Below are 1,660 nucleotides of genomic sequence, written 5' to 3'. Positions count from 1 at the left end.
GGGGGGGGGGGTCCGCGGGGGCCTCACCCCTTGCGGGGGGCCCCCCCCCCCCCCCCCCCGACCCCCCCGGGGCCCCCGGGGCGGGGTCTTCGCGAGGCCGCCGCCGGTCCGTGTTGACCGCGGCCGTCGTTGCTCTACTCCTTCTCGGTGCGGGTGGGAACGATCGCGTTCTCGGCGAGCTTCCGGAGCTTGGCCTCGACGAGGGGGCCGATCTCCCGGAACATGTGCGGCGTCGTGATGGTCTGGTGGGTGCAGTCCACCTCGTAGTGGGCGACGTCACCGTCCACGTACGCGCTCCAGGCATCCGCCGGGATGACGTATCCGGAGCGGTGGCGAGTGGCCGCAAAGATCACCGCGTTGGTCGAGACCCGCTCGTGGCGGTACTTGCCCATCAGCATGATGTTGTTCTTGATGACGCTCATCAGGGTGACGAACCGGCTCTCCTCGAGACTCCCGAGGACCGTGTTCGTCCCGCGTGCGAGCTCGGCGAACTCCTCGAACGTGGGCGTCCCGTTGGCCAGCTGCTCGGTGTTGACCCCGAGCGCCTCCAGAATCGCGCCGTACATCAGCTGCATCTCGTCCTGGCCCTGGAGCAGGTCCTCGGGGATCGGCTTGGCAGGATCGGAGTCCAGGAAGACCAGGAGGTCGACCCGCTCACCGCGCTCCTCGAGCCGCGCTGCTATGGCGTGGGCCAGGATTCCTCCGAACGAATGCCCCATCAGGTGGTAGGGCCCCTCGGGCTGCACCTTCAGCATCTGCTCGATGCAGTCGTCCGCCACCTCCTCGACGCTGTTCCTGAGCTCATCGGGATGAGCCAGTCCGTGGGCCTGGAGTCCGTAGACCGGGAAGTCCGCGCTGAGGTGCGGCAGGAGACCGGCGTACGACCAGCACATGCCCGCTCCCTGGTGCACGACGAACAGCGGAGCGTGCAGCCCTCGCTTTCGAAGCGGCAGCAGGACCTCGTAGGCACTGCTGGGCGTGCCGGCGTCAAGGCTCGCGGAGAGCTCGGCGACGGTCGGCGCCTCGAAGAGCGCCTGGAGGGGCGTCTCGGTGCCGAGGGTGGTCCGGATCCGGCTGGTGAGCTGGGTCGCCAGCAGCGAGTGGCCGCCGAGGTCGAAGAAGTTGTCGTCGATCCCGACGCCGGGCAGGCCGAGGATTTCGGCGAACAGGGTGCAGAGGAGCTCTTCCTGCGGCGTGCGCGGTGCACGGCCACCAGCGGTGGATGTGTAGTCCGGCGCGGGAAGGGCCTTGCGGTCGATCTTGCCGTTCGGGGTCAGCGGAATGTGGTCGAGGGTGACGATCGCCGACGGGACCATGTAGTCCGGCAGCTGCGCCTGCAACGCCTGCCGCAGAGCCGTCACCAACGCCCCGCTGGTCCGGGATCGGGCCGGGGAGTTGGTCAGAGCGGAACCGATCCGCCCCGGCTGGTAAGTGCCGGTGACCGCCAGGCCGTTGACCGCGTCCAGCAGGACCGCGTCGAACGCCGCCGGCTGCTCGGAGCTCCACGTGGTGACCGCCTCGAAGCCACGCTCGGCGGCCCACCGGTGGAAGGCCTCCGGGTCGACCCCGGCACCCGAGCCGAGCGCCGACCGCACGGCGGCCAGGTCCTCCCCGGCGTCCAGGGCCTCGACGGCAGCCGCCTCACCCGTCAGACGCGCGT

At 70.2% G+C, this 1,660-nt stretch carries 1 protein-coding gene; it reads right to left on the bottom strand.

Annotation, left to right across the window (positions count from 1 at the left end):
* Nucleotides 1-134 precede the first annotated feature (134 nt).
* The coding region (locus tag ACFC1R_RS38760) for an alpha/beta fold hydrolase (protein WP_375946421.1) at nucleotides 135-1,660 on the bottom strand (1,526 nt) is incomplete at its 5' end.

Source organism: Kitasatospora sp. NPDC056138 (genome assembly GCF_042264695.1).
Taxonomy (GTDB): Bacteria; Actinomycetota; Actinomycetes; order Streptomycetales; family Streptomycetaceae; genus Kitasatospora.
This window is presented reverse-complemented; position numbering and strand designations above follow the sequence as displayed.